The organism is Oryzomicrobium terrae (genome assembly GCF_008274805.1).
Lineage (GTDB): Bacteria > Pseudomonadota > Gammaproteobacteria > Burkholderiales > Rhodocyclaceae > Oryzomicrobium > Oryzomicrobium terrae.
In genome coordinates, this window is record NZ_CP022579.1 from 1,019,819 (window position 1) to 1,046,645 (window position 26,827).

Below are 26,827 nucleotides of genomic sequence, written 5' to 3' on the forward strand. Positions count from 1 at the left end.
TTATGCTTGGGTTAGAGTGACCCCCGCAGCGGGGATGAAGTCGATCAAGCGCTGCGCTGGGATGAGGTGGTGGCCGGGGTCGGGGGGGGCCTTCAACTCGAGCAGTTGCGCCAACCAGTTCAGGGCTGGCTGATTGCGGGGACCATGCTCGACCCGAAATATGACTTCCTGGCAACCTACGAAAATTGGCATGCCTCGCAGTGCGGGAAGAATGATGCTGTCTTCCAGATTACGGCCCATGGCCCGGCAACTAACGCAGAGTTCTTCCACCACCAGTTGTGCGCCCCGGCGCTCAGCGACAATTACTGCAATGACACCGCTGTCCGACAGGCGGTCAGTGAGTTGGACACTGGTCACGCAGGCATTGCTCCCTCCCAGCCGCTGGGCCAGATCAGACTGGTTCAAGCGGCGCAGGGCGAGATTAAACTGATTGGTTTTGTGGCATAGATCCGCCAGCCGGGTCAGCTGTTCCACAGGGTCGTGCCGGTAGAGCAGAGTAACCTGGAGGCTCCGAAAATATTCTGCAGGGTCGGTAATGCTCTTGGCCAGTGCTTCTCGTTCGGCACCTGCCTGTAGGTCGGCAATGCGTTTGGTATCGTCGCTTTCCACCTTCCAGCGCCACAGGCCCGGGTAGAAATGAATTGCTTGGAGAGTCTGGTTGGCCTCCGGGGGCGCATAGACCGTATGTGTCTGAGGATGTTGGCGGGTGACGCTGGCCAGTTCCCCCGGATTGTCATCTACGAACAGCACAGCGTCAGGTGCGATGCGCAGGGTCTGGGTGATGCGGGTGATTGCTGCGGCTTTGTCGCCCCAGGAAACCTCAATAGCGGAAAAGTCATCCCATCGCAGCGGGTAGTCCGGGCGTTGGGCGAAGAGTGCTTCCACGTCGGGACGCTCGTTTCGGGAAACCAGGGCAATGAAAATCCCCCGTTTTTGCAAGGACTTGATGTAGCGCTGCAGTGCGGCATGGCCAGGCGTCAGTTGTACTCCGTCGATGCCATCTTCACCGAGGACCCCCGCGTGCAGGGTATTGTCCAGGTCCAGAGCCACGGCCTTGATTGGCGGCCGCAGGGCTCCAGGTAGCCAGTGACAGGCTAGTTTTCTGGCCAGGATTACTTGGGCAGCGTTGCTGAGAGGCGAGCCAGTTAGGCCAGAAGAGCGCTTATCCAGCAATGGCACCTTGGCGTCGGAGCAGGCGGCAGCCAAGTCTGCAAAATAAACGGCGGGAATACTGTCAGACAGGGTCTGAAGTACTGCCCCGTTTTTTGGGTCTGCACACCAGGTAGCAAGCAGGATGGGGGCTGTGGTGGCGGCACGCAGGACCCGAATCCTCCCCTCGAGCCAAGTGCACCAGTCGGCGAAAGGTAGGGTGATGCGGCTGCTATCTAGCCATAGCAGTTCAGCATCCGCAGGCCTATGCTCTGTAAAAGTCAATATATCATCATAGTCGCTAATACGAAATTCCGCCCGACCACCGCCAAAGGAAAAATAGGGTGCTGCAAGCGGGACCAAGGATTCAAAACCATGGTTACGCCAAACATTGACCGTTACCAGTGGGGCGTCAGTGCCAATCTCTGGTTGACCCAGAAGAGTGAGACGAGACGGCCGGGAGGCGAACAAGGCTGCTTGGGACTCGAATCGCTGAATGGTATTCATGGCGGAGGTATGAGTAATGCCGGGGGCTTGATTCGTTTTGTGATTACCGAGCGAGAAAGTTTGCGATAGCGGATGTTGCCAAAGCGGTGGGGACGGTGAAATCAGACTGGTACTCGTAGCCCCGCAAGGCGAAGTTTTTCAGCAAGTCGCCAACGACATAGGCTAATTCCTGTCGGTTGATTTTGGCCAGGTTGTTGAAGTAGTTGTAATTGATATGGGGATGGTAAACGGTGAAGAGCAGGATTTTGGCCCCGGGTGGTGCAAAGACCATGTTTGCCATGCCAGCTCCGGTCCCGCCCGCAATCATTTCGGCCGTGGAGAATGTCCGGATTTGCTCGGCAAAGCTCATTTTTTCCGGATAAACCAATTCGAACCCGTGTGCGCAGAAAATCGTTTCTATTTCCTCCTCGTTGAGAAAACGCCGGTACTTGGTCTGATTCTTTCGGGAAATCCAAAGGCGGCGCTGCTTGCTTTCGGTTGCGGCAAATTGTTCCAGTAGTTTGCCGCGGAAGTGGGCAATGGCGGCAGGCTGAAAGGTGGCTTCTGCCGGGGCAGGTGATTTACCTGGCCCCAGCTTGTTCTGGAAATAGCTGATCGGAGTGCTGGGGAAATAGAGGTGATCGACACGATGTAGTGACGTGCTGCTCAAGGGGATGATCGGGCGCTGCTTTCCGGCTAAGGCCTGCAACGAATCGATTTGTTGGGGGTAGAGATTGTCGTTGACCAGCAAGGGGGTCTGTTCTGGCAGATTAGCCTGGTCTATGGCATGAAATCGTGTCAGAACCTCGGTGACCCAATGTGCGTAGTTTTGCGGAGAGTCCGAGAGCATGTAGATCCCGGTGTCGATGGTTTTCTGCGAAATTGAGAGGTCGGCGATTGTCAGGGTGTTATTGGCAGCAAAAGGAAGGCTATTGTCCTTGCTGATGGAGTCGCCCCGACGGAGTGCGGCCAAGCAGTTATAAATAGCCGTTTTCTGATCGTTAACCAGGATGACCTCACGCCGTGGAAAGACCAAGGTGTTTTTCAGTTGGGTAAAATAAGCATGGGGGATTCTGACCTGTGCAAACTGGGCGTCGCTCGTGTGACCGAAAAAAAGTGGCGGAGCAACTTCCCACTCCTGTTCCGGGAGGGTTTCAACCGGTGGGGAGCCGTTGTCGTTTGCCCATTGCTCGGCAGAGCGGACATCACATAGGGTGCGGATTGGCTGCGCGGGTTTGTTTTGCCGGGCCCGGAGCTCTTGTGCTGTGTTGTAGGTGTTCTCCGCCTCTTGGTAACGATCCTGGGCGAACAAAATCTTGGCCAGCAGTTCTGGATACATGGCTTGGCTTGAGGATGAGGCAATTGCTTGCAGGCAGGCTTCTTCGGCAGCAGCAAGATCGTTCAGGCTGAAAAACAGCTCGCTCAATGCGTGAAATGTGTCGCTATGACGAGGATTGATGGCGAGAGCCAGTTCAAAGGCCTGGGCTGCCGATTGGTAGTCCTCAAGCTGCATATGGCATAACCCGATCCGGTAGTGAATGTCGGCATTGCGCGGATCAATTGCGGCAGCCTGGGAAATGACCTCCAGCGCTTTTGTCGGATAGCCTTGGCGAAGCAATGCCTTGCACAGATAAAGATAGGGGCGGCTATCCGTAGGCGCGAGTCTGACCGCTTGCTCGGCATAATGGACTGCATCTTGTTCTCTGGCAGCCTGGGTTTCGACTGCAGAGCAAAGGTTCAGCCACGCGGTCACTTGCTGAGGCTCGATGGCCAGGGAGCGATGGAGTAATTCCTCTGCTTCGGTCAGGCGATGTTGCTCGCTGTAAATCACCGCTAGGTTGTTCAGTGCATTGAGGTGCTGGGGATGGTCTACCAGGATCGCTGCGTAGATTCGGGCAGCATCGGCGGATCTGCCTTGCTGATAGAGCGCATAGCCTTTCTCATCCAGATAATTGCTATTGGTTGGCGAGCAATCCAGCGCATATTCCAGATGCAGCAGCACCTCATCCCAGTCTCTGTTCTTTCTGGCTATCAGGGCGCGCACGTACTGCAGAGTGCCATCATCGTCGACATAGCCAGGCTGCAGGCACAACGCTTCAGCTGCACTCAGGTTGTTCGATCGGATCAGTAGCATTACTTCGTCGCGTCGTGTTGAACTCTGCTTGATGGGGGCGACATCTGTCATGATCGTGATGTATATGCGCGGATGGGAGTGGGCCTGAAATTAATAAAAAACGCTCACCGAAGTGAGCGTTTTTTATTCAGTTTGACCATATTAGCCGAGAAGTTTCAAAACGTTCTGCGGCAACTGGTTGGCTTGGGCCAGCATCGCGGTACCGGCTTGCTGCAGGATCTGGCCCCGGGTCAGGTTGGCCGTTTCTGCGGCGAAGTCTGCGTCACGGATACGAGAGCGGGATGCGCTCAGGTTTTCCGAGGATACCTGCAGGTTTGCGATGGTGTTCTCGAAGCGTGCTTGCAAGGCACCGAACTTGGCGCGTTGTCCGTTGGCGGTAGATAAGGCTGCATCGACGATCGCTAGAGTTCGCTGTGCGGCATCCACCGAACTTACGTCCAAATCACTCACCTTCTGCAGTTGGCTGGATGCGACCGTGCCAGTGAAGTAGGTGGTTGGGCCGGCGGCAACACTAGATTCGACGCTGAAGCTCTTGTCCGAGTCCAGGGTGAGTTGGCCTGCAACCGAAGTGCCATTGCCTGCCGCCACGGTTTGGGTGCCCACGTTGATGGAGGACCCGGACGAGGCGTTGCCGATGGCAATGCTTTCTCCAGTGGAGTTGAGCAGGGTGATGCCGTTGCCGGTGTCGTTGATTCGCGCCGTGATGCCAGTTTTTGACGAGACGTCGTTGAAGGCGTTGACTGCTGCGGATAGACCGTCCGAGTTGACGCCCGCGCCAACAGTGAAAGACACCGTGACGGCGGTGGTGTTGTCGGAGAACACATCCAGCTTGTACGACGAGCCGGCGGTAAATGCACTCAGATCAATCTCGGTTTTCGCCGTCGCCGTTACACCGGTATTGCCGGTTTGCTTGTTGATGTTGGTGGCGACGGTTTTAGCACTGTCGCCGGCCGTGATGGCAATCGCCTGGCTGCCAATAGAGCCATTGACCGTTAGGGTGTCACCCACAATTGCGCTGCTCGGAGCCGTCCCGGCAACATAGGCAACAGCCGTCTTGGCGGCAGAGATTGCAGTACCCGGGGTCGACCCCATGGTCAGGTCGCCCTTGGGGTTGGTCGCCGTAGCGGCGACGGCGCCGATCCGGTAATTGCCGTATTGATTGGTGGAAAAGTTTGCCGTGGTCGCCTGGATGGTCTGGCCGGCGTTGGCGCCGACCTGGAAGGTCGCGGTGCCAAAGGTGCCGTCCAGCAGCTTCTGACCGTTGAATTCAGTGGTCTTGGCGATCCGGTCGAGTTCGGATGTGAGCTGACCGACTTCGGCATTGAGCGCTTGGCGGTCAGAGGCGGAGTTGGTGGCGTTGGACGATTGCACCGCCAATTCGCGGATCCGCTGCAGGATGTCGCCAGCGGACTGGAGGGCGCCCTCGGCCGTTTGGGAGAGCGAGATGCCGTCGTTGGCGTTGCGCCGGGCCTGGTCCTGGCCACGAATCTGGGACGTCATCCGCTCGGAAATCGCAAGGCCGGCGGCGTCGTCTTTGGCGCTGTTGATGCGCAGACCCGACGACAGACGCTGCAGCGAGGTCGACAGGGAGCTCTGGGACGTATTCAGGTTCCGTTGCGCATTGAGCGACGGAATATTGGTGTTGATGATTTGCGGCATCGTGATCTCCTCGTCGGGGCTGCGCCCCAATACAAGCCGGACAGTGTGCTGGTGAAGGCCGGAACCAAGCCGGCACGCATGTCCGACTTTGACGAGGAGGATTTAGCATCTACTGTGCCAACCTTGATTTTCCCTGGCAGGAAAAGGGTTGGCAGGGGGGGCGGCGGTGGTAGGGCAAAGGCGGGGCGGCAAGAATTGCCGCCTGCTTGCCGGGAGGGGGCGGCAAGTGGATCGCTAGTCTGGCGTATTGCTGGTGGGGAGGGCGGCCAGGCCGTCCAGTTACCTTCTGGCTGTCGGTCCAGCAGACGATTTCTGCGGGAACATCGCCAAGAACAAGGCGGGGTGCGGGGGGGCGATCAGCCCTCGATCACCCGGTTCTTGCCGGTCTGCTTGGCTTCGTACATGGCGGCGTCGGCGCGGGCCAGGGCAGTTTCCTCATTGTCCCGGTCGTTGAGTTCGGTGACGCCGGCACTGAAGGTAATGAGCAGCTTCTGGTTGTTGTGCAGGAAGAAGCGCCGGGTCAGCTCCCGTTGCAGGCGCTGTACGGTCTGTACGGCCTCGTGCCGGGTGGTGTTGGGCAGCAGCAGGAGAAACTCTTCGCCGCCGTAGCGGGCTACCGAATCCTGAGGGCGCAGGCCGTCGCGGATCACCTGGGTGAGGTGGATCAGGGCTGCGTCGCCGGCCTGGTGGCCGAGGGAGTCGTTGAGCTTCTTGAAGTTGTCCACATCGAGCAGGCCAATGCACAGGGGGGCCCGGTAGCGGCGGCTGCGGGCCATCTCCTTTTCCAGGGCCTCGTCCAGGCCGCGCCGGTTGAGGGTACCGGTGAGCTGGTCGTGGCGCACCATGGCGCTGGTGCGGTCCAGTTCAGCCTGGAGTTGGGCAATGTGGGCTTCCGCCTGTTCCACCCGGGAGCGGGCCGCGTGCAGTTCGTCGCGGGTACGCTGGGTGTTGAGTTGGGCGACCCGGGTCTGGCGCATCACTTCGTCGAGTACCGAACCCAGCTCGGCCAGGCTGTTGGCCGAGGAAATCTTGCCGGCAAAGGCCTCCAGCTTGTCGTGGTATTCCGAGGTGCTCTCGGAAAAGTCGGCCAGGTGGTCGACGAAGCCAGCGAGCATCTGCTTCAGGGCTTCCTTGGCCTCCTGCAGGCTCTGCTTGAGCTGGCTCTGCTTGAAGATCACTTCCTTGAGACGCCGCTCGGCATCTTCCAGGGCGCGGATGTCGAGAGGACGGGCCACCAGGTCGCGCACGATTTCCATCTGGCCGTGCAGCCACTGGTCGTCGAGGACCAACTCGCCGACGTTTTCCACCAGCAGGCCGAACAGGCGCAGCAGTTCGGTGCGGATCTCGGCCTGCTCGCCGGTGAGAATCTCCATCTTGAAGGCCAGGTGTTTGACCTTGGTGGTCAGGGTGCGCAGTACCTTGACCGACTTGGCGGCACGCATGGCGACGGCCAGTTCGTCCAATTGCTCTGCCACGGCCGTATCGCGTACCACTGGCGCCAGGGCCGTCTCCAGGGACGTGGCAAGTAGTTCGCGCAGATCGGCAAAGGCTTCCAGATCCTCGTCCGGAGCGCTGCCGCCGAAGAATTGGGAAATGCTGCCAAAACCTCCCATGAACTGGGAGCCGGTCAGGCCGGTGCGGCTGGTCGTGGCGGCATCGGGCATGGCCTCCGCCTCATTGGCCGGAGCAAGGTCGCCCATGGCGTCCGGGCTGTCGAGCCCGGCGCTGGCGTCGCCCCAGCCCTTGATCAGGCCCTGCAGGCGCGGATACAAGGTGTCGTCGTCCTGGCTGGCCAGCACCCGCTGCAGGCCTTCGCGCTTGCGGGCCGGGGTCAGGCCAGGTTGGCGCAGTTCCCACAGGCGCAGCAGTTCACTGATCAAATTCCCCCAGCCGGCCCGGTCCTCCAACGTTCGGGCGTGCTGGGCCAAGCCGTCGCGCAGGCCGTTCCAGCCGCTTTTCTGCACGCCGTCCTCGAGCAGGCGAGCCAGACGCAGCTGTGCCGGGGTGGCACGGGGCAGGGCTGCCACCAGAGAGCGCAGCACCGCGTCAGGCAGGGCGTCGCTGCCGTCGTCCTGGGTGCCGGCGATCTCGTGGTAGAGCGCGCGGTAGTTGGCGGGCGTTGGGGGGATGCGGCGCGTTGCCAGACGCAGCAAGGCTTCGCGGGCAATTTCCAGGGGGTTGGTGTCGGCGTTCGCCATGATGAACAGGAGGTGAAAATGGGGAGGATGCCGGGGAGCCGGGCAGTGCTCAATGCGAGGATTGTACGGCCGAGACCGGGATTCCGTAGCGACGTAGTGCGCACCTCGGCCGTGTTGCACGTGCTTGGGCTATAATCCGCCCGCTGCGGTTTTGCCGGTATAGCTCAGTTGGTAGAGCACCTGCCTTGTAAGCAGGGGGTCTCGGGTTCGATTCCTGATGCCGGCACCAGATTTCTGGCGGAACACCGTTGCCGTTGTACCCCGAGTTGTACCCGTATTGCGAAAAACGCCCGGTGCTTTTGGCCCCGGGCGTTTTTTGTTTCTGCACCCCACTGCCTTTGCCTTGGGCGGGGCCTACACGGTGATGAACTGGAAGCTCAGCCCACTACCCAGTAAGGTGAACGGCCCGCGCCGCGCCTGATTCACCGGCGGCCCCGTGCCCGCCGGTATCTGGTATCCAGCGCCCCGCGGCCGCCACCATCCCTTGCCTCGCTTCCACCCACTTCCATGAGTTCCGCCGCTGTGCCCGCCTCTCCGCTCTCCCCGTCCTCCCTGCCCGCCGTCACCATCCTGTGCCGTCGCATCCGCGTGCGCGGCCTGGTCCAAGGGGTGGGCTACCGCCCCTTTGTCTACCGCCTGGCCTTCGAGCTGGGGTTGGCCGGCTGGGTGCGCAACGACGCCGAGGGCGTGGACATCGAGGCTCGGGGCGCGGCGCCGTTGGTGGAGCGCTTCGTCGCCCGGCTGCGGGCCGAGGCGCCGGAGTTGGCCCGGGTTGAGGCGGTGGAAGTGCGCGAGGCCGCGCCGGAGCGGGGCCTGCCCGGCTTTTTGATCGTCGAGAGCCGGGGCGGCCAGGGCACCAGCACCCGCATCGGCCCGGACAGCGCCCTGTGTCATGACTGCCTGGTGGACCTGTTCACCCCGGGCAACCGCCGCCAGGGCTACGCCTTCACCCACTGCACCCACTGCGGACCGCGCTACTCGATCACCCGGGAATTGCCCTACGACCGGGCCCGCACCAGCCTGGCGCCCTTCGCCCAGTGCCCAGCCTGCCTGGCCGAATACACCGATCCCCGGGACCGGCGCTTCCACGCCGAGGCCAACTGCTGCCCGGCCTGCGGCCCCCAACTGGCCCTGCTCGGCGCCGACGGGACGCCCCTGGCGGACGGCATCGACGACCCGGTGGCCGGTGCGGTGCGCCTGCTTCGGGCCGGCGGCATCGTCGCCATCAAGGGCTACGGCGGCTTCCACCTGGCCTGCGACGCCCGCAATCCGGCCGCCGTGGCCGAGCTGCGCCGGCGCAAGCACCGGGAAGAGAAACCCTTCGCCGTGATGGTCGCCAACGTGGCCAGCGCCGCCGCCGTGGCCGACCTGTCCGGCCCCCTGGGGGCCGAGGCCGCCGGCCTGCTGGAACTGCCGGAGCGCTCCGTGGTGCTGCTGCGCAAGGGGGCGGGCACCGATTCCGCCCTGCCCGGGGTGGCCCCGGGCCTGGCCTGGATCGGCGCCATGCTGCCCTACGCGCCGCTCCACTACCTGCTCTTTCACGCCGCCGCCGGCCGGCCCGCCGGGCTCGACTGGCTGGGGGCGGCCCAATCCTTGGTGCTGGTGATGACCAGCGCCAACCCCCACGGCGAGCCCCTGGTCACCGGCAACGCCGAGGCGGTGCAACGCTTGGCCGGCATCGCCGACGCCTTCCTGCTCCACGACCGGGACATCGTCATCCGTAGCGACGATTCGGTGATCCGCCTCGACGGCGGCGGCGTCCAGTTCGTGCGCCGCGGCCGGGGCCAGACGCCGCGGCCGATCAAGCTCAAGGACGACGGGCCGACGGTGCTGGCCTTCGGCGGCTACCTGAAGAACACGGTGTGCGTGATGAAGGGCCGCGAGGCGATCCTCTCCCAGCACGTCGGCGACCTGGACAGCCCGTCCACCGTGGCCTTCCTCGAAGAAACCGTGGACCACCTGCTGCACGTTCTCGACGCCACGCCCGATCGGGTGGCCCACGACCGGCACCCGGACTTCCCCTCCACCCGGCTGGCCCAGGCCTTCGCCGCCGCCCGGGGCATCCCGGCGCTGGCGGTGGGTCACCACCATGCCCACATCGCCGCCGTGCTGGCCGAGAGCGGCACCCCGGCCGACCACCCGGTGCTCGGCCTGGCCCTGGACGGGGTGGGGCTGGGGGATGACGGCGGCCTGTGGGGCGGCGAACTGCTGGAAGTGTCCGGCGCCGGCTGCACTCGCCTCGCCGGCCTGACGCCCCTGCTTCTACCCGGCGGCGACAAGGCCGCCCGGGAACCCTGGCGCCTCGCCGCCAGCGCCCTGTATCGCCTGGGGCGCGGGAACGAAATCGCAGCCTTCGTCGCCCGTCGCTATCCCGGTCAGGAAAAGGTCGAGGGGGCGGCGGTGATCGCCCGGATGCTCGGCCAGGGCGTCAATTGCCCGCCCACCTCCAGCCTGGGCCGCCTGTTCGACGCCGCCGCCGGCCTGCTCGGCCTGCGCGCCGTGCAGCGCTTCGAGGCCCAGGCCGCCATGGAACTGGAAGGCCGGGCCGACCGGCAGCGCCGCCAGGCCGGCCACGCTGCCGCGCCCCTGGCAGGCGGCTGGCGCATCGATGCCGCCGATGCCACTGGCGCCCTGGATTTCGCCCCCCTGCTGGCGGCCCTGGCCGACTGGCCGGTGGAAGCGGGCGAGCGGGAAGGTGCCCTGGACGCCGCCGCCGACCTGTTCCACGCCACCGTCGCCGCCGGCCTGGCGGACTGGGCGGCCCAAGCGGCCAAGGCCCGGGGCCTGGGCTCCGTCGCCCTGGGCGGCGGCTGCTGCCTCAACGCCCTGCTCGTCGCGGACCTGCGCGCCCACCTCAACAACCACGGCCTGGCGGTGCTCGAAGCCCGCCAGGCCCCGCCCAACGACGGCGGCCTGGCCCTCGGCCAGGCCTGGGCCGTCCGCCATCACATCCATGACTGATCCGACCCTCGCCCCCTACCTGGCCGCCTCGCCGATCATCGACGCCGACCATCCGGACATCCGCCGGGTGGCCCGGGAACTTGCCGCCGGGACTGACGCAGACGGCGATGCCACCCCCCTGGCCGTGGCCCAACGCTGTTTCGAATTCGTGCGCGACCGCATCCGCCATAGCTGGGACTACCGCAACGACGCCGACAACCCGCTCACCTGCACCGCCTCCGACGTGCTGCGCCAGCGCACCGGCTACTGCTACGCCAAGAGCCACCTGCTGGCGGCCCTGCTGCGCGCCAACGGCATTCCCGCCGCCCTGTGCTACCAGCGCCTGACCCTGGTGCCGGGGGGCGAGCGCTACTGCCTGCACGGCCTCAACGCCGTCCATCTGCCCGGCCACGGCTGGTACCGCATCGACGCCCGGGGCAATAAGCCCGGGGTGGAGGCCCGCTTCACCCCGCCGCTGGAGCGGCTGGCCTTCGCCCTGGACTACCCGGGGGAGGTGGATTTCCCCGGCCTGTGGGCCGAGCCGGTGGCGGCGGTGACCGAGGTGCTGCAAGGCTGCGCCAGCGTGGCCGAGGCCATGGAGCGCCTTCCCGATGCGGCCGTGCTGCCGGCGGCGCCCTTGTCCCTGACCCTATCCCTTTCCCTGGCCCAATCGCGCCAACCCGCTTTCAAGGACGCCTGACCCATGTGCCTGGCCATCCCCGCAAAGATCGTCGATCTCCTGCCCGACGACGGCGCCCGCATCGAGCTGGGCGGCGTGCGCAAGGAAATTTCCCTGGCCCTGGTGGAGGGCGTGGCGGTGGGCGACTACGTGATCGTCCACGTCGGCTACGCCCTGACCCGGCTCGACCCGGACGAGGCGGAAAAGACCCTGGCGCTGTTCGCCGAACTGGACGACGAACAGCGCCAGGAGGCCCTAGCCGCCAGCCTGGCCAACGCGTAAGGAGGCCGGGATGAAATACGTGGACGAATACCGGGACGGGGCGCTGGCCAAGGGGCTGGCCGCCGCCATCGCCCGGGAGGCCGACCCGGCGCGGTGCTACCACTTCATGGAGTTCTGCGGCGGGCACACCCACGCCATTTCCCGCTACGGCGTCGCCGACCTGCTGCCGGCCAACGTGCGCATGATCCACGGCCCGGGCTGCCCGGTGTGCGTGCTGCCCATCGGCCGGGTGGACCAGGCCATCCGCCTGGCCCTCGACGTAGGCGCCATGGTCTGCACCTACGGCGACTGCCTGCGGGTGCCGGCCTCCGGCGGCCTGTCGCTGCTCAAGGCCAAGGCCCGGGGCGGCGACGTACGCATGGTCTATTCCAGCCAGGACGCGGTGAACCTGGCCCGGCAGCACCCGGACCGGCAGGTGGTGTTCTTCGCCATCGGCTTCGAGACCACCACCCCGCCCACGGCGGTGGCGATCCAGCAGGCCAAGGCCCTGGGGCTGACCAATTTCTCGGTGCTGTGCTGCCACGTGCTTACCCCCTCGGCCATCTCCAGCATCCTCGAATCTCCCGAGGTGCGCCGCCTCGGCCTGGTCAAACTGGACGGCTTCATCGGCCCGGCCCACGTTTCCACCATCATCGGCAGCCGGCCCTACGAGTTCTTCGCCGAGGAATACCGCAAGCCGGTGGTGATCGCCGGCTTCGAGCCCCTGGATGTGATGCAGGCCATCCGCATGCTGGTGCGCCAGGTGAACGAGGGCCGCGCCGAGGTCGAGAACGAATTCACCCGGGCCGTCACCCGGGACGGCAACCGCAAGGCCCAGGCCCTGGTGGCCGAGGTCTTCGAGCTGCGCCGCGAGTTCGAATGGCGCGGCCTGTCGGTGGTGCCCTACAGCGCCCTGAAGATCCGCGCCGCCTACGCCGGGTTCGATGCGGAAAAACGCTTCGCCCTGAGCTACGCTCCGGTGCCCGACCACAAGGCCTGCGAGTGTGGCGCCATCCTGCGCGGGGTCAAGCGTCCCCAGGACTGCAAGCTGTTCGCCACCGTATGCACGCCGGAAAATCCCATGGGGTCGTGCATGGTCAGTTCGGAAGGGGCCTGCGCCGCCCATTACACTTATGGTCGTTTCCGTGACTATTCCCGCGACCATGCGGCGCCGGCCCCCGCCCCCGAGGGCGTGCCGGCCTGACCGGCACCGCTGCCGCCCACCGCCATGAACCTGCTCACTGCCGCCCAACTGGGCATCCTCGACGATTCCGGCGCCGCCATCCTGACCCTGACCGAGGGGCTGGAGGAGGCGGACTTCTTCGCCACCCGCCTGACCCGGGAGGAGGTGGTGCGCCACCTGACGGCCATGACCCAGACCGTGGCCAACATCCCCGCCGAGGTGCGCGAGCACATGCCCGAGGTGAACTGGGAAGGCTGGACCATGCTGGGCTGGGAGTTGAAGGGCCAGCGCCGCGACGACCGGGGCAGCGTCTGGTTCGGCGTGCGTTCCCTGGTGCCCGCCACCCTGCTGTGGCTGCGCCTCTATCGGCAGAGCCGGCCCGAGCTGTTCGAATTCTTCGCCGGGGCCGACGCCGCCGGCCTTGGCAACCTCAACAATCCCGATAATCCTGACAGCGACTCTCCGCGGAATTGAGCCGATGAAACGCAACTACGTGCGCCCCCTGGACCTGAAGAATGGCCGCGTCGACATGACCCACGGCGCCGGCGGCCGGGCCTCGGCCCAGTTGATCGCCGAGCTGTTCGCCCCGGCCTTCGACAACCCGGCCCTGCGCCGCGGCGACGACGGCGCCGTGCTCTGCGAGCTGGCCGGCCTGCCCCTGGGCGCCCGCCTGGTGATGGCCACCGACGCCCACGTGGTGTCGCCCCTGTTCTTCCCCGGCGGCGACATCGGCGCCCTGGCAGTGCACGGCACGGTCAACGACGTTGCGGTGATGGGCGCCGAGCCGCGCTGGCTGTCGGCCAGCTTCATCCTCGAAGAAGGCTTTCCTTTCGCCGAGCTGAAATGCATCGTGGACAGCATGGCCGCCGCCGCCCGCAGCGCCGGGGTGCACATCGTCACCGGCGACACCAAGGTGGTGGAACAGGGCAAGGGCGACGGGGTGTTCATCTCCACCACCGGGGTCGGCGTGCGCCGACCGGGGGTGGAACTGAGCGGCGCCAACGCCCGGGTGGGTGACAGTGTGTTCGTCTCCGGCCCGGTGGGCGACCACGGCGTGGCCATCCTCTCCTGCCGCGAGGAACTGGCCTTCGATTCCCCCATCGTCTCCGATAGCGCCGCCCTGCACGGCCTGATCGCCGACCTGCTGGCGGCGGTGCCCCAGGTGCGGGTGCTGCGCGATCCGACCCGGGGCGGCCTGGCTACCACCTTGAACGAGATCGCCGCCCAGTCCGGGGTCGGCATCGCCTTGGACGAATCCGCCATCCCGGTGCGCCCGGCGGTGGCCGCCGCCTGCGAATTCCTCGGCCTGGACCCGCTCTACGCCGCCTGCGAGGGCCGGGTCATCGTCATCGCCCCGGCCGAGGCCGACGCCCTGGTGCTGGCGGCCCTGCGCGCCCATCCCCAGGGCCGGGAGGCGGCACGCATCGGCAGCATCATCGAGGACCCGCATCACTTCGTGCAGATGACCACCGCCTTCGGCGGCACGCGCATCGTGGACTGGCTCACCGGCGAGCAGCTGCCGCGCATCTGCTGAGAGTAGTTTATGGAAAACGGCGCTTATTTGATAAGACCCGCAAATGAAAGCGCATTCTCGCAGTACAGGATGGTCGGTTAGACCTGGCAGGCATCGGCAAGACGACTTCCAGTGGCACATTGCCCTGACGACCCGGTTCTAGGCCACGGCGCCACGCAGAAACAACAAGGCCCGGCGGATCTGGCGATCCCCGGGCCTTGTGCTTGGTGCGCACTGCTTCAGGGGGCTGTGCTGGTATGGCCGAGCAGGCTCGACAGCTGATCTGCTGCCGCCTTGAGGGCGGTGATCGGGGCGCTGTCCATGCGGCTGTCGAGGTGACCGATGGCTCCCAGGGTGGTGATCGCCGCCACCATTTCACCGGTGTAGTCGAAGACCGGGGCGCTGAAACCATTGACTCCAGGGGAGAGGCTGCCGCTGACGTGGCCGACCCCGTTGGCCCGGGCTTCGATTTGGCTGGCCTCGAAGTCACGCTTCAATTCCGCCAGGGACGTGCCGGAGTTGAGGGCCAGATTCTTCATTTCATCCTCGGCAATACGCTTCAGGGCCGGGCTGCGCAGAAAACTGGCAAAGGTGCGGCCGGTGGCCGAGGTTGTCAGGGGTAGAACCGTCCCGGCACGCAAGGTGACGGTGATCGGACCTGGGGGTTCGGTGAGGCGGACGATGGTGGGGCCCCGGTTGCCCCAGACGGCCAGGGCCACGGTTTCGTGGATGGCTTCGCACAGTTCGTCGAGGATCGGACCGGCGATACGAACCGGGTCGAGTCGCCCCAGGCAGGCCAGCCCCAGTTCCAGGGCGAAGGGGCCGAGAGCATAGCGGCTGCTGGCCGGGTCCTGTTCCACCAGGCCCATGCGTACGAAGCTGACCAAGTAGCGGTGCGCTTTGGCCGCCGGCATGCCGGCATCCCGGGCCAGGTCACGCAACATGGTGGGCCGCCCCGAGGTGGCCAGGGCGCGCAGCAGGCGGGCGCCGACTTCAATGGATTGAATGCCCTGGCGTGGTTTGTCGAGGTCGTTGGACATGGTGAGAATCGATTATGAAATGCTTAATTGTAGCGCCGGCGTGGCGGTAAGACGAAGCTATAATCAATGATCGTATGCGAGCGGGCTGTCAGCAACCTTCCGCAGCATCAAAAAACATAAACGAGGAGACAACCGATGGCTTCGTCCCACCTTCCCCCGGCCGGCCGGGGACGGCGCATTATCCTCCAACAATTCTCACTCATGGGTACCGCCGCCTTGCTCGGTTCGTTGCCTGGCTTGGGGCGGGCGGCGGAAGGTCTAGAGAAACCCAGGCTGACCATCGCCGTAGGCGGTAAGGGGTTGTTCTACTACTTGCCACTGACCATTGCCGAGCGTCTGGGGTATTTCAAGGAGGAGGGGCTTGCCGTGGAGATCGTCGATTTTCCCGGTGGGGCCAAGGCCCTCCAGGCCCTAATGGGCGGAAGCGCCGATCTGGTCTCCGGTTCGTTCGAGCACACGATCGGGTTACAAGCCAAGGGACAGTCGATCAAGGCCGTGGCCTTGGAGGGGCGTATGGCCGGCATCGTCTTGGCGATGCGCAAGGACAAAGCAGCTACCTTCAAGTCCCCGAAGGATCTGAAGGGCATGAAAATCGGCGTGACGGCGCCGGGATCGAGCACCAACATGTTCGTCAACACGCTGCTGGCCAAGGATGGGCTCAAACCCGATGCGGTGTCGATTATCGGCGTGGGCGCTGGAGCCGGGGCTGTGGCTGCCATCAAGCGCGGCGATATCGATGCAGTCGCCAACCTGGATCCGGTGATCAGCATCCTGGAAGTTGGAGGCGATGCCCAGCCGGTCGTGGATACCCGCACCGAGGCGGGCATGCAATATGTGTACGGTGGTGCCTACGCTGCTGGCTGCATCTATGGAACCCATGAGTTCATCGGCCATAACCCGCGCACCACCCAGGCGGTGGTCAACGCCATGGTCCGCGCGGTGCGCTGGCTGCAAAAAGCCACCCCGGAGCAGGTGGTCGCTACGGTGCCGCCCGAGTTCTATGGCAACGACCGGGGGTTGTACAAGGTTTCGCTGATGAAGAATACGGCGGCGTTCTCACCGGACGGCGCCATCAGTGCGGAGGCAGTGCAGAACGTCTATAAGGTGTTGCGCAGCTTCGATCCCACCGTTGCCGGTGCGAAGATCGATCTGAGCAAGACTTACGACAACAGCTTCGTGCTGCAGGCCCTCAAGAAATACAAATAGGCCTAAAGCGCAGCGCCGCAGCCATCCCGCGCCGTGGCGTGGGGTTCTCACCATATTAGAAGAACGCCATGCACCAGCCTGCTCTATCCCTGGCGGCGGTCAGTGCCGCCTTTGCCTCCCCCGGTGGTGGCCGCTACACGGCCGTTGCCGAGGTGTCCCTTGATATTGCCCCAGGCGAATTTGTTTCGGTGGTCGGCCCTACGGGCTGTGGAAAATCCACGCTGCTCAATATGGCGGCAGGGCTGCTGGCGCCCTCGACCGGCGTGGTTCGCGTGTTCGGCGACGTATTGCAGGGGATCAATCTGCACGCTGGTTATATGTTCCAGGCCGATAGCCTGATGCCCTGGAAGAGTGCTCTGGATAACGTCATGGCCGGCCTGATCTTTCGCGGCATTAACGAGGCGGACGCCCGCGAACAGGCGCGCTACTGGCTCCAGCGCGTCGGGCTCGCGCAGCACGGTGCCCGTTACCCCCACCAATTATCTGGTGGCATGAAGAAGCGGGTGGCTCTCGCGCAGATGCTGATTCTCGACCCCGAAATCATCCTCATGGATGAACCGTTTTCGGCATTGGATATCCAGACGCGCCAATTGATGGAAAACGAACTGCTGGATCTATGGTCGGCCGATCGCAAGTCGGTACTCTTCATTACCCACGATCTGGAAGAAGCGATCGCCATGTCGGATCGGGTGGTGGTGCTGTCGGCGGGGCCGGAATCCCACCCTATCGGCGAATTTGCCATCGACCTGCCGCGCCCCAGGGATGTGGCGGAAATTCGCCTGACGCCTCGATTCATCGAATTGCACACGCGAATCTGGGGAGCAATGAAGGACGAGGTGCTGAAAGGCTATGCTCAAACACAGGGGGCGATCGTGTCGGTCGAAAGTGGGCGGCGCCATGTATAACGCCAAGAAGGTTCCGAGTGGGTGGCGGCTGCGCATTTATCAGGCCCTGGTACTGCTTGCGCTGTTCTTCCTGTGGTGGGGACTCACCTCTAGTGGCGTGCTCCCCCCATTCTTCTTTGGTGAACCCGTGCGGGTTTTGGTGCGAATCGGCGAGTGGTTCGTGAGCGGCGATATCTTTCCCCATCTTGCGGTCACATTGGTGGAAACGGTCTTGGCGTTTGTTTTTGGTACCGGCCTCGGATTGCTGGTGGGGTTGTGGCTGGCCTTGTCACCAACCGCGGCAGTCCTGGCTGATCCTTATATCAAGGCTGCCAACGCCATGCCCCGAGTGATCCTGGCTCCTATTTTTGCCGTGTGGTTCGGTTTGGGCATTGCTTCCAAGGTTGCCCTCGGCATCACCCTGGTGTTCTTCATCGTTTTCTTCAATGTGTACCAGGGTATCCGTGAGGTCAGCCCTGTGGTGTTGGCCAACGCGAGAATGCTGGGGGCGAGCCGAGCCCAGTTGCTGCGCCATGTGTACCTACCTTCGGCGATGAGCTGGGTTTTCTCCAGCTTGCACACCTCGGTGGGTATGGCGTTTGTCGGTGCGGTAGTAGGGGAATACCTGGGGTCGGCCAAAGGCGTGGGCTACCTGATCCTGCAGGCCGAGGGAACGTTCGACATCAACACCGTGTTTGCCGGTATTCTTGTGCTAACGACATTTGCCTTGATCCTTGACGGGCTGGTCAGCCAAGTGGAGCGTAGGCTCCTGGTATGGCAGCCGCGCCAGGGGGAAACCGAGAAAATCTAAGCAGGGCGCCCAGCGCCCTTCATCGTTTGCAAAGGGGATTGAGGATGCGTGCAGTGATGGTGGCCAACCCGAAGGGCGGGGCAGGCAAAACGACGCTTGCCACCAATCTGGCGGGGCATTTCGCCAACGAAGGCAACAAGGTGACGCTCTGCGATCTGGATCGACAGCAGTCATCCCTGCGCTGGCTGGCCTTTCGCGATGGGGCGCATCCGCCCATCAACGGTGTGTTCGCTGGCAACCAATTGGGCTTCTCGCCTCCCTCTGGTCAGGACTGGGTGATCCTCGATGCGCCAGCCGGACTGCAGGGCTACAAACTTAGCGATTACCTGCGCAGCGTCGATAAGGTCATCGTTCCTGTCGTGCCTTCAGTATTCGACATGGCGGCAACGGAGGATTTTCTCAACTCGCTCCGCTCGGACCTGCGTGGCCGGCGTGGTGTGGTGGGGATCGTGGCGATGCGTGTCGATCCTCGTACCAAGGCGGCCGCCATGCTGGAAGAATTTCTTAAGCACTTCGATCTCCCGCTGTTGGCCTACCTGCGCAATACCCAGAACTACGTCAATGTTGCAGCAGCAGGGGCGTCACTGTTCGATCCCCCCCGGGCCAAGAACAAAAAAGATATCGAGCAATGGCAAGGGGTGTTGCAATGGCTAAGCGCCTAGCGTATAGTTCGCCCCTCTTCGCAACGCCTTGTCGTTTCGATGCCACACAGCAGCAACGGCGGCGAAATAAAAAAACAACAGGGGGTTGACGAACTTCTGAGAAGTGTTTAATATTTCGCTTCTCTGATCGATGCAACGACGATTCAAAACAACGTTGCAGCGGGCGCGGGGTGGAGCAGTCTGGCAGCTCGTCGGGCTCATAACCCGAAGGTCGTAGGTTCAAATCCTACCCCCGCAACCAATTGATCTTTAAAAATTGAACAGCCGATAGGTGTAGGTGCTTGGCTAAGTGGAGACCGACTTCGGTTGGTTAAAGTTAGTAAGGCGCTTGCACATAGATAGGTAGTTTTCGAATTACCAATTCTTGTCAAGCCAGCGAGAGATTGAACTGAAGAGTTTGATCCTGGCTCAGAATGAACGCTGGCGGCATGCCTTACACATGCAAGTCGAACGGCAGCATGACCTAGCTTGCTAGGTTGATGGCGAGTGGCGAACGGGTGAGTAATGCATCGGAACGTGCCTTTTAGTGGGGGATAACGTAGCGAAAGTTACGCTAATACCGCATATTCTCCGAGGAGGAAAGCAGGGGACCTTCGGGCCTTGCGCTAGAAGAGCGGCCGATGTCGGATTAGCTAGTTGGTGAGGTAAAGGCTCACCAAGGCAACGATCCGTAGCGGGTCTGAGAGGATGATCCGCCACACTGGGACTGAGACACGGCCCAGACTCCTACGGGAGGCAGCAGTGGGGAATTTTGGACAATGGGCGAAAGCCTGATCCAGCCATGCCGCGTGAGTGAAGAAGGCCTTCGGGTTGTAAAGCTCTTTCGGCCGGGACGAAATCGCATTCTCTAATACAGGATGTGGATGACGGTACCGGAATAAGAAGCACCGGCTAACTACGTGCCAGCAGCCGCGGTAATACGTAGGGTGCGAGCGTTATTCGGAATTACTGGGCGTAAAGCGTGCGCAGGCGGTTGTGTAAGACAGACGTGAAATCCCCGGGCTCAACCTGGGAACTGCGTTTGTGACTGCACGGCTAGAGTACGGCAGAGGGGGGTGGAATTCCACGTGTAGCAGTGAAATGCGTAGAGATGTGGAGGAACACCGATGGCGAAGGCAGCCCCCTGGGCCAGTACTGACGCTCATGCACGAAAGCGTGGGGAGCAAACAGGATTAGATACCCTGGTAGTCCACGCCCTAAACGATGTCAACTAGCTGTTGGTGGGGTTAAACCCATTAGTAGCGTAGCTAACGCGTGAAGTTGACCGCCTGGGGAGTACGGCCGCAAGGTTAAAACTCAAAGGAATTGACGGGGACCCGCACAAGCGGTGGATGATGTGGATTAATTCGATGCAACGCGAAAAACCTTACCTACCCTTGACATGCCAGGAACTTGCCAGAGATGGCTTGGTGCCCGAAAGGGAGCCTGGACACAGGTGCTGCATGGCTGTCGTCAGCTCGTGTCGTGAGATGTTGGGTTAAGTCCCGCAACGAGCGCAACCCTTGTCATTAGTTGCCATCATTCAGTTGGGCACTCTAATGAGACTGCCGGTGACAAACCGGAGGAAGGTGGGGATGACGTCAAGTCCTCATGGCCCTTATGGGTAGGGCTTCACACGTCATACAATGGTCGGTCCAGAGGGTTGCCAACCCGCGAGGGGGAGCTAATCCCAGAAAGCCGATCGTAGTCCGGATCGCAGTCTGCAACTCGACTGCGTGAAGTCGGAATCGCTAGTAATCGCGGATCAGCATGCCGCGGTGAATACGTTCCCGGGTCTTGTACACACCGCCCGTCACACCATGGGAGCGGGTTCCGCCAGAAGTAGGTAGCCTAACCGCAAGGAGGGCGCTTACCACGGCGGGGTTCGTGACTGGGGTGAAGTCGTAACAAGGTAGCCGTAGGGGAACCTGCGGCTGGATCACCTCCTTTCTAGAGTAAATACTGCTTGGTCAAGTACCTACAGCCTATCGGTTGTTCAAGTTAGCTGCACAGACGGAGGGTCTGTAGCTCAGTCGGTTAGAGCACCGTCTTGATAAGGCGGGGGTCGTTGGTTCGATTCCAACCAGACCCACCAACGTTTGAACCTGTTCATCGTTGGCTTATCAAGATGGGGGATTAGCTCAGCTGGGAGAGCACCTGCTTTGCAAGCAGGGGGTCGTCGGTTCGATCCCGTCATCCTCCACCACGCACTCGCGTGTCTGATCGGCTGTTCAGGATGAAATCCGAAACAACAAATGGTAAGCAATTGCCGGTTGCTGTTTCTGGTTTTAACCAGACTGTGCTCTTTAACAATACGGAAGTAGGTTGTATCTCTGGTTGCCGACAACCAAGACCAGAGATACGGTTGTGATTGCATCGTGCGTACCGGCAAGTCAGCCCGGTACGTCACAAGCTGAGTATGCTTCCTGTGACGCGTCTCGTAAGAGATCTTAGCGTTATAGGATCAAGCGACTAAGTGCATGTGGTGGATGCCTTGGCGATCACAGGCGATGAAGGACGTGCAAGCCTGCGAAAAGCTCCGGGGAGCTGGCAATGAAGCTTTGATCCGGAGATGTCCGAATGGGGAAACCCACTCCGCAAGGAGTATCCCAGACTGAATACATAGGTCTGTGGAAGCGAACCCGGCGAACTGAAACATCTAAGTAGCCGGAGGAAAAGAAATCAACCGAGATTCCCAAAGTAGTGGCGAGCGAAATGGGACCAGCCTGCACGATATAGCATCTACGTTAGAAAAACGGAATGGAAAGTCCGGCCACAGAGGGTGATAGCCCCGTATTCGAAAACCTGGGTGTGGAACTAAGCGTGCGACAAGTAGGGCGGGACACGTGAAATCCTGTCTGAAGATGGGGGGACCATCCTCCAAGGCTAAATACTCGTGATCGACCGATAGTGAACCAGTACCGTGAGGGAAAGGCGAAAAGAACCCCGGGAGGGGAGTGAAATAGATCCTGAAACCGCATGCATACAAACAGTGGGAGCCCCCTCGTGGGGTGACTGCGTACCTTTTGTATAATGGGTCAGCGACTTACGTTCAGTAGCGAGCTTAACCGAATAGGGGAGGCGTAGGGAAACCGAGTCCGAATAGGGCGTCTTAGTTGCTGGGCGTAGACCCGAAACCAGGTGATCTATCCATGGCCAGGATGAAGGTGCGGTAACACGCACTGGAGGTCCGAACCCACTAACGTTGAAAAGTTAGGGGATGAGCTGTGGATAGGGGTGAAAGGCTAAACAAACCTGGAAATAGCTGGTTCTCCCCGAAAACTATTTAGGTAGTGCCTCAAGTATCACTCTCGGGGGTAGAGCACTGTAATCGTTGGGGGGGTCATTGCGATCTACCCCGCGATAGCAAACTCCGAATACCGAGAAGTGCCAGCTTGGGAGACAGACATCGGGTGCTAACGTCCGGTGTCAAGAGGGAAACAACCCAGACCGCCAGCTAAGGTCCCAAATGATATGCTAAGTGGGAAACGAAGTGGGAAGGCATAGACAGCCAGGAGGTTGGCTTAGAAGCAGCCATCCTTTAAAGAAAGCGTAATAGCTCACTGGTCGAGTCGTCCTGCGCGGAAGATGTAACGGGGCTCAAGCATATAACCGAAGCTGCGGATGTCCTTGTGACATGGTAGGGGAGCGTTCTGTAAGCCTGCGAAGGTGTCTCGTAAGGGATGCTGGAGGTATCAGAAGTGCGAATGCTGACATGAGTAGCGATAAAGCGGGTGAAAAGCCCGCTCGCCGAAAGCCCAAGGTTTCCTACGCAACGTTCATCGGCGTAGGGTGAGTCGGCCCCTAAGGCGAGGCTGAAAAGCGTAGTCGATGGGAAACAGGTCAATATTCCTGTACCTCGCTGTAATGCGATGGGGGGACGGAGAAGGTTAGGCCAGCCATCTGTTGGAATAGGTGGTTTAAGCGTGTAGGGAGATCCTCTAGGCAAATCCGGAGGGTCAATCCTGAGGCGTGATGACGAGTCTGCTTGCAGACGAAGTGGTTGATACCCAGCTTCCAAGAAAAGCCTCTAAGCTTCAGTTACAGCGGGACCGTACCGCAAACCGACACAGGTGGGCAGGATGAAAATTCTAAGGCGCTTGAGAGAACTCAGCAGAAGGAACTCGGCAAATTTGCACCGTAACTTCGGGAGAAGGTGCGCCTCAATAAGGTGTAGTCCCTCGCGGGCGAAGCCGTAAGAGGTTGCAGTGAAATGGTGGCTGCGACTGTTTAATAAAAACACAGCACTCTGCAAACACGAAAGTGGACGTATAGGGTGTGACGCCTGCCCGGTGCCGGAAGGTTAAGTGATGGGGTGCAAGCTCTTGATCGAAGCCCCGGTAAACGGCGGCCGTAACTATAACGGTCCTAAGGTAGCGAAATTCCTTGTCGGGTAAGTTCCGACCTGCACGAATGGCGTAACGATGGCCACACTGTCTCCTGCTGAGACTCAGCGAAATTGAAATGTTTGTGAAGATGCAATCTCCCCGCGGCTAGACGGAAAGACCCCATGAACCTTTACTGTAGCTTTGCATTGGACTGTGAACCGATCTGTGTAGGATAGGTGGGAGGCTATGAAACCAGGACGCTAGTTCTGGTGGAGCCGTCCTTGAAATACCACCCTGGTTTGTTTGCGGTTCTAACCTAGGCCCCTGAATCGGGGTCGGGGACAGTGCATGGTGGGCAGTTTGACTGGGGCGGTCTCCTCCTAAAGGGTAACGGAGGAGTACGAAGGTACGCTTAGAACGGTCGGAAATCGTTCGCAAAGTGCAATGGCAAAAGCGTGCTTGACTGCGAGACCCACAAGTCGAGCAGGTGCGAAAGCAGGTCATAGTGATCCGGTGGTTCTGTATGGAAGGGCCATCGCTCAACGGATAAAAGGTACTCTGGGGATAACAGGCTGATACCGCCCAAGAGTTCATATCGACGGCGGTGTTTGGCACCTCGATGTCGGCTCATCTCATCCTGGGGCTGTAGCCGGTCCCAAGGGTATGGCTGTTCGCCATTTAAAGAGGTACGTGAGCTGGGTTTAAAACGTCGTGAGACAGTTTGGTCCCTATCTGCCGTGGGCGCTGGAAGTTTGAGAGGGCCTGCTCCTAGTACGAGAGGACCGGAGTGGACATTCCTCTGGTGTACCGGTTGTGACGCCAGTCGCATCGCCGGGTAGCTAAGAATGGAAGAGATAACCGCTGAAAGCATCTAAGCGGGAAACTCGCCTCAAGATGAGACTTCCCTGGAGACTCGATCTCCCTCAAGGGTCGTTCAAGACCAGGACGTTGATAGGCTGGGTGTGGAAGCGCAGTAATGCGTTAAGCTAACCAGTACTAATTGCCCGTGAGGCTTGATCCTATAACCCTAAGATTCACAGCGGCATACCAGCACGCAATCACAACAACCAACCTACTCCCGTATATCGGCCGACTGCATCCACAGTCGCCCCAAGCTTCGCTTGGCGGCCATAGCATCTTGGACCCACCCCTTCCCATCCCGAACAGGACCGTGAAACGAGATCGCGCCAATGATAGTGAGCTTCCGCTCGCGAAAGTAGGTCACCGCCAGGCTCCCCATAAAAACCCCTGTTAGCAACCGCTAACAGGGGTTTTTTACTTTCATCCCCCCCCAATCCCCAGACCCCACGAGAGAAATCCTCTCCCTAGTCCCGCACCCCGGTCGGGAACCCCCTGCGCCGGGGACACGCTTGCATAAACACAGGCTAACGTCGTGCACTCAAGACTTACGACTCCCGGCAGAAGCACGCGCCAAGGCTTCCTCCCTAACCAGTTGCCCCACACCGCAGATCAAGTGGGCGAGCGGCCCCCTGGCTCACGGAACAGCAGCGGCCCTGTCTGATCAAGCACGCTCAACGCGCTGATTCCAGACGCGCTCTGATAAACCGAGAATCCCAAAGTCAGAATCCCCCCCTCTCTCTGTGCGCCTGTGCGGGCGTAACAAGGGCTGCAACGCGTCAGCACGGCTGACGATCTCCTCTATCCTTGATACCCCACAAACAGCATCAAATTACGTACCGCGGAGGGTGCTTTCATGCGGTGTGTGGAATCCTTTATAATCCCAGGGTTTTGAGTCTTTCATTTCCATTTAGGGACCAGCGTTATGAGCAACGAGCAGAAAGTGGACTGCGGAAGGCGGCGGCTAGTCGTCACCACCGCGGCCGTGGGCGGTGTGGGGGCGTTGACGGCGCTCGTGCCGTTCGTCTCCAGCATGCTGCCCTCCGAACGGGCGAAAGCTGCCGGCGCGCCTGTCGAGGTGGACATCAGCAAGCTTGAGCCAGGCCAGATGATGACTGTGGAGTGGCGGGGTAAGCCGGTGTGGATCATCAATCGCACCAAGGACATGCTCGAGACCCTGCCGAAGCTGGACGAGGCTGTGAGCGATCCCAAGTCCGACAAGGTTCAACAGCCCGAGTATTGCAAGAACGAAACCCGTTCGATCAAGCCCGAGCTCCTCGTCGCTGTCGGCATCTGTACGCACCTCGGCTGCTCGCCATCCTCCAAGTTCAAGCACGGTGCCGAAGAAGGCATGGGGGCTGATTGGCTGGGGGGGTTCCTCTGCCCGTGTCACGGTTCCACCTTCGACCTGGCTGGCCGCGTTTTCAAGAACAAGCCGGCGCCGGATAACCTGGTGATTCCGCCGCACATGTATCTGTCTGACACTCGCCTGATTATCGGCAAAGACGAGAAGGGGGCATAAGTCATGGGTGCCAATACCAACTTCGAAAAATACAAATCGGACGGCTCCCTGGCTGGGAATGTCCTGGAGTGGGTCGATGCGCGCTTCCCGGCAACTGCCATGTGGAAGGGCCACCTGTCCGAGTACTACGCTCCGAAGAACTTCAACTTCTGGTATTTCTTTGGCTCCCTAGCCCTGCTGGTGCTGGTGATCCAGATCGTTACCGGCATCTTCCTAGTGATGCACTACAAGCCGGATGCCTCGATCAACGCCAACGGCATTCCCGTGGCGTTCGCCTCGGTCGAGTACATCATGCGCGATGTGCCCTGGGGCTGGTTGATCCGCTACATGCACTCCACCGGTGCGTCGGCGTTCTTCATCGTCGTCTACCTGCACATGTTCCGCGGCCTGCTTTACGGTTCCTACCGGCAGCCCCGCGAACTGATCTGGGTGTTCGGTGTGCTGATCTTCCTGTGCCTGATGGCTGAGGCCTTCATGGGGTATCTGCTGCCCTGGGGCCAGATGTCCTTCTGGGGCGCCCAGGTGATCGTGAACCTGTTCTCCGCCATTCCGCTGATCGGTGAACCGCTGTCCGTGTGGATTCGCGGTGACTTCGTGGTGGGCGACGCGACCCTGAACCGCTTCTTCTCCTTCCACGTGATCGCCGTGCCCCTGGTGTTGATCGGCCTGGTGGCTGCTCATATCCTGGCCCTGCACGAAGTCGGTTCGAACAACCCGGACGGCGTGGAGATCAAGAAGCACAAGGACGCCAACGGCATTCCTCTCGACGGCATTCCCTTCCACCCGTACTACACGGTGAAGGACATCGTCGGCGTTGTGGTGTTCCTGATGGTCTTCTCCTGCGTGGTGTTCTTCGCTCCCGAAGGCGGCGGCTACTTCCTGGAGTTCAACAACTTCATCCCGGCTGACCCCCTGAAGACCCCGCCGCACATTGCGCCGGTGTGGTACTTCACCCCGTTCTACTCCCTGCTGCGTGCGATGGTGTGGCCGATCCTTGGTCTTGACGCCAAGTTCTGGGGGGTGGTTGCCATGGGCGCCGGTGTGGTCATCCTGGCCTTCCTGCCCTGGCTTGATCGCAGCCCGGTCAAATCGATCCGTTACCGTGGCCCGATCTTCAAGACTCTGCTGACGATTTTCGTGATCGCCTTCGGCATTCTTGGCTTCCTCGGTACCCAGCCGCCGTCCTACGCGTTCTTCGGCGTGATCCCGGGCGCTCCTGTCGCTCAGATCCTCAGCCTGTACTACTTCCTGTTCTTCCTCACCATGCCCTGGTGGTCGAAGATCGACAAGTACAGCCCCGAACCGGACCGTGTGACGAAGTAACCGGGATGCACA

17 protein-coding genes, 4 tRNA genes and 3 rRNA genes are annotated in these 26,827 nt (G+C 61.4%); 19 read left to right on the forward strand and 5 right to left on the reverse strand.

The window, feature by feature from the left end; genetic code table 11:
- The 4 genes from OTERR_RS04735 to OTERR_RS04750 all read right to left on the reverse strand — a co-directional run bounded on the left by OTERR_RS04735 (position 1) and on the right by OTERR_RS04750 (position 7,626).
- On the reverse strand, positions 1–1,656 hold the full coding sequence (locus OTERR_RS04735) for an HAD-IIIC family phosphatase (protein WP_149425017.1): 1,656 nt from the start codon (positions 1,654–1,656) through the stop codon (positions 1–3).
- Positions 1,657–1,699: 43 nt separating this feature from the next.
- Positions 1,700–3,820: a tetratricopeptide repeat protein gene (locus OTERR_RS04740; RefSeq protein WP_149425018.1), complete on the reverse strand. Its 2,121-nt coding sequence runs from the start codon at positions 3,818–3,820 to the stop codon at positions 1,700–1,702.
- A gap of 90 nt (positions 3,821–3,910) precedes the next feature.
- Complete coding sequence (locus tag OTERR_RS04745; protein WP_054620465.1) at positions 3,911–5,428, reverse strand: flagellin N-terminal helical domain-containing protein; 1,518 nt, start codon at positions 5,426–5,428, stop codon at positions 3,911–3,913.
- 356 nt (positions 5,429–5,784) lie between these two features.
- A complete protein-coding gene (locus OTERR_RS04750) occupies positions 5,785–7,626 on the reverse strand; it encodes a GGDEF domain-containing protein (protein ID WP_149425019.1) in 1,842 nt (613 codons plus the stop codon).
- A 153-nt stretch (positions 7,627–7,779) separates the two neighbouring features.
- Here OTERR_RS04750 and OTERR_RS04755 point away from each other — a divergent pair.
- From OTERR_RS04755 to hypE, 7 genes are all read left to right on the forward strand, one after another.
- Positions 7,780–7,855: transfer RNA gene (locus OTERR_RS04755), tRNA-Thr, on the forward strand.
- Between the two features lie 278 nt (positions 7,856–8,133).
- Complete coding sequence (gene hypF, locus OTERR_RS04760) at positions 8,134–10,587, forward strand: carbamoyltransferase HypF (protein WP_149425020.1); 2,454 nt, start codon at positions 8,134–8,136, stop codon at positions 10,585–10,587.
- Positions 10,580–11,266 (forward strand): transglutaminase-like domain-containing protein, encoded by a 687-nt coding sequence (locus OTERR_RS04765; RefSeq protein ID WP_149425021.1) that lies wholly within the window; start codon positions 10,580–10,582, stop codon positions 11,264–11,266. Before hypF ends, OTERR_RS04765 begins: the two co-directional genes overlap by 8 nt.
- Positions 11,267–11,269: 3 nt before the next feature.
- Positions 11,270–11,527 carry a HypC/HybG/HupF family hydrogenase formation chaperone gene (locus tag OTERR_RS04770; RefSeq protein ID WP_149425022.1) on the forward strand — a complete coding sequence of 86 codons (258 nt, stop codon included), beginning with the start codon at positions 11,270–11,272 and terminating at the stop codon, positions 11,525–11,527.
- A 10-nt stretch (positions 11,528–11,537) separates the two neighbouring features.
- Entirely contained in the window at positions 11,538–12,710 is a 1,173-nt protein-coding gene (hypD, locus tag OTERR_RS04775; RefSeq protein WP_149425023.1) for a hydrogenase formation protein HypD, read from the forward strand.
- 24 nt (positions 12,711–12,734) lie between these two features.
- Positions 12,735–13,163, forward strand: coding sequence for a ribonuclease HepT family protein (locus OTERR_RS04780; protein ID WP_149425024.1), 429 nt, complete (start codon positions 12,735–12,737; stop codon positions 13,161–13,163).
- Between the two features lie 4 nt (positions 13,164–13,167).
- Positions 13,168–14,223, forward strand: a complete 1,056-nt coding sequence (gene hypE / locus OTERR_RS04785; RefSeq protein ID WP_149425025.1) for a hydrogenase expression/formation protein HypE — start codon at positions 13,168–13,170, stop codon at positions 14,221–14,223.
- A gap of 218 nt (positions 14,224–14,441) precedes the next feature.
- Here hypE and OTERR_RS04790 read toward each other — a convergent pair whose 3' ends face one another.
- Positions 14,442–15,242, reverse strand: coding sequence for an IclR family transcriptional regulator (locus tag OTERR_RS04790; RefSeq protein ID WP_054620458.1), 801 nt, complete (start codon positions 15,240–15,242; stop codon positions 14,442–14,444).
- Between the two features lie 201 nt (positions 15,243–15,443).
- Between OTERR_RS04790 and OTERR_RS04795 the strand changes: the two genes are divergently transcribed.
- The 12 genes from OTERR_RS04795 (at position 15,444) to OTERR_RS04850 (ending at position 26,815) form a co-directional block, all read left to right on the forward strand.
- Positions 15,444–16,448 (forward strand): ABC transporter substrate-binding protein, encoded by a 1,005-nt coding sequence (locus OTERR_RS04795; RefSeq protein WP_149425026.1) that lies wholly within the window; start codon positions 15,444–15,446, stop codon positions 16,446–16,448.
- A 68-nt stretch (positions 16,449–16,516) separates the two neighbouring features.
- Positions 16,517–17,353 (forward strand): ABC transporter ATP-binding protein, encoded by an 837-nt coding sequence (locus tag OTERR_RS04800; RefSeq protein ID WP_149425027.1) that lies wholly within the window; start codon positions 16,517–16,519, stop codon positions 17,351–17,353.
- A complete protein-coding gene (locus OTERR_RS04805) occupies positions 17,346–18,143 on the forward strand; it encodes an ABC transporter permease (RefSeq protein ID WP_054620525.1) in 798 nt (265 codons plus the stop codon). Before OTERR_RS04800 ends, OTERR_RS04805 begins: the two co-directional genes overlap by 8 nt.
- A gap of 56 nt (positions 18,144–18,199) precedes the next feature.
- Positions 18,200–18,805 (forward strand): ParA family protein, encoded by a 606-nt coding sequence (locus OTERR_RS04810; protein ID WP_246154456.1) that lies wholly within the window; start codon positions 18,200–18,202, stop codon positions 18,803–18,805.
- A 164-nt stretch (positions 18,806–18,969) separates the two neighbouring features.
- Positions 18,970–19,046 (forward strand) — tRNA-Met (locus OTERR_RS04815).
- Positions 19,047–19,190: 144 nt separating this feature from the next.
- Positions 19,191–20,734 (forward strand): 16S ribosomal RNA (locus tag OTERR_RS04820).
- 68 nt (positions 20,735–20,802) lie between these two features.
- Positions 20,803–20,879 (forward strand) — tRNA-Ile (locus tag OTERR_RS04825).
- A gap of 35 nt (positions 20,880–20,914) precedes the next feature.
- Positions 20,915–20,990 (forward strand) — tRNA-Ala (locus OTERR_RS04830).
- A gap of 256 nt (positions 20,991–21,246) precedes the next feature.
- A 23S ribosomal RNA gene (locus OTERR_RS04835) occupies positions 21,247–24,133 on the forward strand.
- Between the two features lie 99 nt (positions 24,134–24,232).
- A 5S ribosomal RNA gene (rrf, locus tag OTERR_RS04840) occupies positions 24,233–24,345 on the forward strand.
- The 16S, 23S and 5S rRNA genes sit together here with 3 tRNA genes alongside, the layout of an rRNA operon.
- A 550-nt stretch (positions 24,346–24,895) precedes the next feature.
- Positions 24,896–25,492, forward strand: coding sequence for a ubiquinol-cytochrome c reductase iron-sulfur subunit (petA, locus tag OTERR_RS04845; protein ID WP_054621844.1), 597 nt, complete (start codon positions 24,896–24,898; stop codon positions 25,490–25,492).
- Between the two features lie 3 nt (positions 25,493–25,495).
- Positions 25,496–26,815, forward strand: a complete 1,320-nt coding sequence (locus OTERR_RS04850; protein ID WP_054621845.1) for a cytochrome b — start codon at positions 25,496–25,498, stop codon at positions 26,813–26,815.
- The last annotated feature ends 12 nt before the right edge of the window (positions 26,816–26,827 follow it).

Bases quoted from the DNA above. Each gene is read 5' to 3' on its own strand.
- OTERR_RS04780 (WP_149425024.1), top strand. From the start codon at position 12,735: ATGAACCTGCTCACTGCCGCCCAACTGGGCATCCTCGACGATTCCGGC.
- OTERR_RS04810 (WP_246154456.1), top strand. From the start codon at position 18,200: ATGGTGGCCAACCCGAAGGGCGGGGCAGGCAAAACGACGCTTGCCACC.
- hypD (WP_149425023.1), top strand. From the start codon at position 11,538: ATGAAATACGTGGACGAATACCGGGACGGGGCGCTGGCCAAGGGGCTG.
- OTERR_RS04770 (WP_149425022.1), top strand. From the start codon at position 11,270: ATGTGCCTGGCCATCCCCGCAAAGATCGTCGATCTCCTGCCCGACGAC.
- OTERR_RS04740 (WP_149425018.1), bottom strand. From the start codon at position 3,820: ATGACAGATGTCGCCCCCATCAAGCAGAGTTCAACACGACGCGACGAA.
- OTERR_RS04850 (WP_054621845.1), top strand. From the start codon at position 25,496: ATGGGTGCCAATACCAACTTCGAAAAATACAAATCGGACGGCTCCCTG.
- OTERR_RS04765 (WP_149425021.1), top strand. From the start codon at position 10,580: ATGACTGATCCGACCCTCGCCCCCTACCTGGCCGCCTCGCCGATCATC.
- OTERR_RS04800 (WP_149425027.1), top strand. From the start codon at position 16,517: ATGCACCAGCCTGCTCTATCCCTGGCGGCGGTCAGTGCCGCCTTTGCC.
- petA (WP_054621844.1), top strand. From the start codon at position 24,896: ATGAGCAACGAGCAGAAAGTGGACTGCGGAAGGCGGCGGCTAGTCGTC.
- OTERR_RS04745 (WP_054620465.1), bottom strand. From the start codon at position 5,428: ATGCCGCAAATCATCAACACCAATATTCCGTCGCTCAATGCGCAACGG.
- OTERR_RS04750 (WP_149425019.1), bottom strand. From the start codon at position 7,626: ATGGCGAACGCCGACACCAACCCCCTGGAAATTGCCCGCGAAGCCTTG.
- OTERR_RS04805 (WP_054620525.1), top strand. From the start codon at position 17,346: ATGTATAACGCCAAGAAGGTTCCGAGTGGGTGGCGGCTGCGCATTTAT.
- OTERR_RS04790 (WP_054620458.1), bottom strand. From the start codon at position 15,242: ATGTCCAACGACCTCGACAAACCACGCCAGGGCATTCAATCCATTGAA.
- hypE (WP_149425025.1), top strand. From the start codon at position 13,168: ATGAAACGCAACTACGTGCGCCCCCTGGACCTGAAGAATGGCCGCGTC.
- OTERR_RS04795 (WP_149425026.1), top strand. From the start codon at position 15,444: ATGGGTACCGCCGCCTTGCTCGGTTCGTTGCCTGGCTTGGGGCGGGCG.
- hypF (WP_149425020.1), top strand. From the start codon at position 8,134: ATGAGTTCCGCCGCTGTGCCCGCCTCTCCGCTCTCCCCGTCCTCCCTG.
- OTERR_RS04735 (WP_149425017.1), bottom strand. From the start codon at position 1,656: ATGAATACCATTCAGCGATTCGAGTCCCAAGCAGCCTTGTTCGCCTCC.